The sequence below is a fragment of the Emticicia sp. genome (assembly GCF_049241225.1).
Taxonomy (GTDB): Bacteria; Bacteroidota; Bacteroidia; order Cytophagales; family Spirosomataceae; genus Emticicia.
Genome location: NZ_JBMLRC010000438.1, coordinates 1,627 through 8,901, shown reverse-complemented (window position 1 = coordinate 8,901; position 7,275 = coordinate 1,627). Strand labels below are relative to the sequence as shown.

The 7,275-nt window shown below is 40.4% G+C and carries 5 protein-coding genes; all 5 read left to right on the top strand.

The genetic code is table 11. The annotated features are described in order from the left end of the window. Positions 1-857 (top strand): phosphogluconate dehydrogenase (NAD(+)-dependent, decarboxylating) (gene gnd / locus ACOVO2_RS22750; protein ID WP_421772173.1); only part of this gene is annotated, 857 nt, incomplete at its 5' end. A gap of 155 nt (positions 858-1,012) precedes the next feature. Continuing rightward, the gene (locus tag ACOVO2_RS22745) at positions 1,013-2,500 is read left to right on the top strand and encodes a gluconokinase (RefSeq protein WP_421772172.1); all 1,488 of its coding nucleotides are present in this window, start codon (positions 1,013-1,015) and stop codon (positions 2,498-2,500) included. 128 nt (positions 2,501-2,628) lie between these two features. Further along, on the top strand, positions 2,629-3,438 hold the full coding sequence (locus tag ACOVO2_RS22740) for a metallophosphoesterase family protein (RefSeq protein WP_421772171.1): 810 nt from the start codon (positions 2,629-2,631) through the stop codon (positions 3,436-3,438). Between the two features lie 36 nt (positions 3,439-3,474). Next, positions 3,475-4,524 (top strand): 6-bladed beta-propeller, encoded by a 1,050-nt coding sequence (locus ACOVO2_RS22735; protein ID WP_421772170.1) that lies wholly within the window; start codon positions 3,475-3,477, stop codon positions 4,522-4,524. Between the two features lie 380 nt (positions 4,525-4,904). Then, positions 4,905-7,275, top strand: a 2,371-nt coding sequence (locus tag ACOVO2_RS22730) for an endonuclease MutS2 (protein WP_421772195.1), incomplete at its 3' end; no start/stop codon positions are given.

The window sequence follows — 7,275 nt, the reverse complement described above, 5'->3', positions numbered from 1 at the left end:
TGGCTCTAAATCTCAGAAACAACAATTATGAAGTAGTTGCTCATGATGTAAATGAGGCATCGGTTGATAAAATCGGAGAAGAAGGCGGCATTTTGGGAGCATATTCATTAGAAAGTCTATGTAGGAAGCTCAAAGGTAGAAAAGTTATTTGGCTAATGGTGCCATCGGGCGAAATCGTAGATGGAGTTATCGAAGAATTAAGCGAATATTTGAAGCCAAAAGACATCGTAATTGATGGTGGAAATTCAAATTTTAAAGATTCAGTAAGAAGATACAACGCCCTAAAAGCCAAACAAATCGAGTTTCTTGATTGTGGCACAAGCGGCGGAACAAGCGGAGCTTTGAACGGAGCTTGCACCATGATTGGTGGCGATAAATCAACTTTTGAGTACGTCGAGAAAGTTTTCAAAGACATTTCTCTTGAAAACGGCTATTTATACACTGGCGAAGCAGGTAGCGGGCACTTTGTAAAAATGGTACATAACGGCATAGAATATGGTATGATGCAAGCCATTGCCGAAGGTTTTGAAGTATTTGAAAAATCGAACTACGACCTTGATTTTGAGGCGGTTGCTAAACTTTTCAATAATGGCTCGGTAGTGCGTGGTTGGTTGATGGAATTGACCGAAAATGCTTTCAGAAAAGATGCAAAACTCGACGCCATCAAAGGAATCATGCACTCATCGGGCGAAGGAAAATGGACACTCGAAACGGCTCTTGACATGGGCGTTGCTACGCCAGTAATCGCCCTCTCTTTGATGATGCGTTATCGTTCACAACAGACTGATACATTCTCAGGAAAAGTTGTGGCGGCTCTAAGAAATGAATTTGGCGGACACGCAGTGGAGAAAAATTAATTTTGAATGACTGAATGATAGAATGAGTGAATATTTTGAAAAAATCATTCATTCAAAACGAGCGGCGTACCGCTTCAAAATTATTCGCCACTCCACCACCATTCATTCAAAAAAAGCTATCTTATTCTATCATTCTATCATTCACTCATTCAAAATTGTATTTCACAGGACTTGACATAGGCACAACCAGTACAAAAGCCGTTGTTTTTGATATTTCGGGCAAGGTTCTGACGCAAAAGAGCATTTCCTACGAAATGTTTCATCATCAACCTAATTGGAGTGAGCAAAATCCCGACGAAATATACGAGGCAGTTAATCAATGCTTGGCTTTTTTGGATAAACGTTCATTGCTCGAAACGCTGAGTATGTCATCGGCCATGCACAGCATTATGGCGGTTGATGAAAACGGTAAACCTCTGACAAACCTAATCGTTTGGGCAGATAACCGTGCCATTGAAATTGGAAATAAACTAAAAGCAAGCAGCGAGGGAAAAGAAATCTATCATCGCACAGGTACACCCATTCATCCATTCTCATTCCTCTGTAAAATTCTGTGGTTGAAAGAAAACGAACCCGAAGTTTTTGCAAAAGCCCATAAATTTATAGGCATCAAAGAATACGTATGGCATAAACTCTTTGGTGAGTATGAAATAGATGAATCTCTCGCTTCGGCAACTGGCATGATGAATATCCAAGATTTATGTTGGGATACCAAAGCCTTAGCATTGGTCGGAATTGGAGAAGAAAAACTACCCAAAATAGTCCCAACGACCTTTTCAAGACAGAAAATAAAGCGAGTAAAAGTTTCCCCTCCTTTTTTCAAGGAGGGGTGGCCTGACGAAGTCGGACGGGGTGGTGAAATCGGCGATGATACATCAATTAATTTCTTCATCGGTGGAGCCGACGGCCCTCTGGCCAATCTTGGCACAGGAGCAATGGGCAAAAACAAACTGGCATTCACGATGGGTACGAGCGGAGCTGTCAGAATTTGTGTGGACGAATACTACACCGACCCACAAATGCGAACTTTCAATTATTTACTCACCTCAACCCAGCACGTTGTTGGCGGAGCAACAAATAATGGTGCGGTGGTGATGCAATGGCTGAAAGAACAAATCTTACAAACCAGCACTTCGACCGAAAAACTGATTGAAAAGGCTCAAAAAACACCCGCAGGGGCAGAAAACTTATTATTTTTACCTTATATCTTAGGAGAAAGAGCTCCCGTTTGGAATGCCAACGCCAAAGGCGTTTTTTTCGGGCTAAGCATCAATCATACCCAATCACATCTAACTCGTGCCGTGATGGAAGGATTGATTTTGAATCTATATTCGGTCGGGAAAGTATTGATGGAGAAATTTCCAGTTGACGAAATCTGTGCCAGCGGAGGTTTTGCCAAAAGCGATTTTTGGTTACAACTCGTAGCCGATATTTTTCAGAAAAAAGTCGTCATCACTGATAATGTTGAAGGTTCGGCTTGGGGAGCAGTACTTTTGGCACTAAAAGGCTTAGGTTTAGAAGCAAAAACTTCAGCCCAAACCACCTCAAAAGTATTTTTACCCGATACCACAAAAGCTGAACTTTATGACCAATTACACCAAAAATTTGAGCGTTTGTATCTGAAACTCCAAGACGAATTCTAAAATACGGTTCATTCCCATCTCCGAGCGATTATTCAATGTTATATTTCATTAAATAATCGCTCGGTTTTTTGTTGGAATCAAATAAATGATGCAAATTCATTGCCTAAAACTATTCATTTATTCTGACCATGAATCGCAAAGACTTTATCAAACAAATATCATTTGCTACATTCCTATTGGCCGATGGCAGTATTATTCCTGCATTTGCCGAAAACCTATCTTCCAAAAAATCAAAACTTCGTTTTGTAGTCGCATCCGATGGTCATTTTGGTCAACCCAAAACTGACTATAAAACATACTTTGAGACTTTTATCAATAATGTAAATGCCCAACACCGTGAACAAAAATTTGATTTTTGCGTAATCAATGGCGATATTATTCACGATGATATAAATTTCTTATCAACTGCCAAAAGCCACCTAGATGACCTCGAAATGCCCTATTTCGTTACACAAGGCAATCACGACCACGCCACGCCCGAGCAATGGGAGCGTGTATGGGGTGTGCCTGTCAACTATGATTATGTTTTAGGAAACAACGCTTTTTTGTTCGGTACAACTTCAAATGTGGAAGGGAAATATCTGCCGCCCAACATCGAATGGTTTAAATCAAAACTCGATGAACATAAAAAGAAGAAAAATATCTTTATTTTCATACATATCACGCCCGTAAAATGGACCGATAATGCGGTAGATAGCAAAGAATTTCAAGAGTTATTGAAGCAATACAAAAATGTTCGAGCGGTATTCAACGGTCATGACCACGACCAAGAAAATGTAAAAACGCATGAGGGAATTCCGTATATGTTTGATTCCCACATCGGCGGAAACTGGGGAACAAGCTACCGAGGATACAGAATTGTAGAATTACAGAAGGAAAACAAACTTCTGACCTACATCATGAACCCAACTACCAAAATCAACGAAGCAACTGTGTAATATTCACCCATTTTTATTCAACCTTATAACAAACTAATGAATGAATTTTTAACTCGTCGGAATTTCTTGAAAATTACAGGAATCACGACCGCCATTTCGGCTTTTCCAGAAGTCAGTTTTGGCAAAAACGATGAAATCATCATCGGACATAACACACACAAATACCGAGTAAAAGTTGGTTGGGGTATTTTGGATGCAGGGAAAAACCCTGTAAACGACTGCCACGAAATGGTAGAAGATGCCAGAGGTCGCCTAATTATGCTCGGCAACGAAACCAAAAACAATGTTTTGATTTATGATAAGTCAGGAAAACTGCTCGAAACTTGGGGAACAAACTACATTGGCGGTCATGGATTGACACTTTTGAATGAAGGTGGCGAACAATTTTTATTGATTTGCGATACCGACCGCCATCAAGTTATCAAGACAGATTTAAGAGGAAAAGAGATTTTCAAGATAGAATATCCAAAAGAAACGGGCGTTTATGACCACCCTGCTCAGTTTAAACCAACCGAAAGTGCCGTAAATCCTGCCAATGGCGATATTTTTGTAACGGATGGCTATGGTCTGAACTACGTCATTCAATACGATTCAAAAGGTAAGTACATTCGTCATTGGGGCGGTGGAGGCGATGGTCTTGACAAATTTAAGTGCAATCACGGCGTAGTGGTTGATACCCGAAATAAGCAAAACCCAACGCTGATTGTGACTTCAAGAGTCGAAAATTGTTGGAAACGTTTTACACTCGATGGTAAATATCTTTCAACAATTGCCTTGCCAGGCACTTACATTTGTCGCCCTGTAATCAAAGGCGAAAACCTTTATGGGGCAGCTTTCCGCTCAACGTCTGATTCTTATCCGAACTCAGGTTATATTACGATTTTGGACAAAAACGACCGAGTAGTTTCAACCCCAGGCGGAAGCGAGCCAATTTATCAAAACAATCAACTTCAAGAGCAACGCAAACAAGACCCATTTAAGGTTTTCTTGCACCCACACGATGTGTGCGTAGATAGCAACGATAATATTTATGTACCACAGTGGGCTTCTCGTAAAACTTATCCGATTATGTTGGAAAGGGTTTAGTCTCTAATCAATCTTTGAGTAAAGAACAAGTTAAATTAACCACAGAGTTTCACAAAGTTTAGCACGGAGTTTCACGGAGTATGCAAAAAAAACTCTATGAAACTCCGTGTTCAAACTCATTTTTACTCCGTGGTGAAAAAATAAACCCAAATCCTGCATCCTAACTTCTTCAAATACTCCAAACGAACAAAATTTGTGGTAAATTTGTATTTTAATACAGACAAAAGTAGCCTAAAATAGTTAAACTAAAGTAGGTGGTCGAAAATGCTCAACAATGCTGTTTTGTGTAAAATAGTAATGAACGAGAGCTTCGCACTACCATGGACTGTAGACTATTGACCATGGACTATTCACAAATACTTGATTTACCACAAATTTTCATGCTTTACCCCCAAAATATAGAACAAAAGTTAGGTTTCGATAAAATCCGTGAACACATCGCCGAGCACTGCGTGAGTTCGCTCGGACGAGCTTTTGTCGAAAAAATTCGTTTTTCTGATGATTTCAAGATAATCGACCGTTTGCATCGCCAAGCGGCCGAATTTAAGTTGATTCTACAAACCGAGTCTGATTTTCCGCAGCAAAATTATATTGATGTCAGCGAAGCCCTTTCAAGAGCAGCCATCGAAGGTGCTTTTGTGAGCGAAGAGCAATTTTTTGAGATAAAACTCTCGCTTCGCACGATTCAGCAAATCATTCATTTCTTTAAGGTAAAAGAAGACCACATTTACCCCGAACTCAAAACACTCGTCACGAATTCACTCCCAGTTTTGGCAGATGGAAAAAGTAGTGCCGATGGTTGGGCGGCGGTGATTTCGCAAATTGATAAAATCATTGATGAGCGAGGAAAAGTGCGAGATAACGCTTCGCCCGAATTAATGGATATTCGTCGTCGATTGATTTCTGAACAAAGTGATTTACGAAAAACTTTGGAGCGAATCCTCCGTACGGCTCGTAATAGTGGTTGGATTGGCGATGAAATGTCGCTCACAGTGCGTGATGGCCGCATGGTTATTCCGATTTTGTCCGAACACAAACGTAAAGTCAAAGGTTTCGTGCATGATGAGTCGGCAACTGGACAAATGGCGTTTATCGAACCCGCTGAAGTTTTAGAAGCTAACAACGAAATTCGAGATTTAGAAGCCCGTGAGCGTCGAGAAATCGTAAAGATTTTAGAGCGTTTGACAGACTTCATTCGCCCGCACGTACCTGCCTTGCGTAAAGCCTATCTTTTTCTTGGAATCATAGATTTTATTGGTGCAAAAGCCAAGTTTGCCTTAGAAATTGATGCAACTGCCCCACTTTTGGTCGAAAACCAAGCCCTTGAATGGTACAGAGCCAAACACCCGCTTTTGTATTTATCATTCAAAAAACAAGGTAAAAGTGTTGTGCCGCTGAGTATCAAACTCGATAAAGATAATCGAATTGTGCTGGTTTCTGGGCCCAATGCGGGTGGAAAATCGGTCATGCTCAAAACCATTGGTTTGGTGCAATACATGGCTCAATGTGGTTTGCTCGTGCCAGTTTCGCCCGATTCAAAAGTTGGCGTTTTTAAGAATATTTTCATTGATATTGGCGACGAGCAAAGCATCGAAAACGACCTAAGTACATACAGTTCGCACCTCACGAACATGAAACACTTTGTAAATTTTTCAAATAAATTTACTTTGTTTCTGATTGATGAGTTTGGAACTGGAACTGAACCAAGTTTGGGAGGAGCAATTGCCGAGTCGATTTTGGAGCAATTACTGAAATCGAACGCTCATGGCGTAATCAACACACACTATACAAATCTGAAAGTTTTTGCCGATAAACATAACGGAACGGTAAACGGTGCAATGAAATTTGATGCCGAGCATTTAGAACCACTCTACGAACTCGAAATCGGAAAGCCTGGTAGCTCGTTTGCTTTGGAAGTTGCTCAAAAAATTGGTTTATCGAAACAAATCGTTGATAATGCCAAACGAAAACTCGGCACACAGCAGATTGATTTCGAGAAATTGATTAAAGAATTAGAAATCGAGCGAAAGGTTTTCTCAGAAAAAAACAAAGAATTTATTGAGAAAAATCAGAAACTTACTACCACCCTTGAGCAATATACTGGCTTGAAAAGTTTCTTAGAAGTGGAGAAAAAGAAGATTCTGAATGAAGCCAAAGCCCAAGCCAAAGAATTACTGAAAGAAGCAAACCGCAAAATAGAAAATACGATTCGTGAAATAAAAGAAGGCAAAGCCGAGAAAGACATCACGAAGCTGATTCGTCAGGAACTGCAAGAATTTGAGCAAAAAGAGTTAAAACTACAAAAAGTAGAAGAAACTAAAGCACCTGCGGGAGAAGAATGGGAAGCAGGCAGCGGAGATATTGGCGTAAATGATTATGTGAGAATCAAAGGCCAGCCGACAATTGGGCAAGTTTTGGCGGTCAAAGGAAAAGATATTGAAGTGGCCATTGGTGAACTTAAAACTAATATCAAGCTCAATCGTTTGGAGAAAATGAGCAAGAAGGAGTACAAAGAAGCCACCAAAGAAAGCCCAAAAGCCAAAGTTTCGGGCATTGACATGAACGAAAAAATGGTCAATTTCAGCTTCAATATTGATTTAAGAGGCAAACGCAGCGAAGAAGCCCTCGGCGAAGTTGATACTTTGATGAACGATGCCATTATGCTCGGCTATCCAGAATTAAGAATTGTGCATGGCAAAGGTGATGGTATTTTACGCACGCTCATTCGCCAGCATTTACGTGGCTATAAAC

Coding starts and splice junctions, on each gene's coding strand:
- ACOVO2_RS22740 (WP_421772171.1), top strand. CDS start 2,629: ATGAATCGCAAAGACTTTATCAAACAAATATCATTTGCTACATTCCTA.
- ACOVO2_RS22735 (WP_421772170.1), top strand. CDS start 3,475: ATGAATGAATTTTTAACTCGTCGGAATTTCTTGAAAATTACAGGAATC.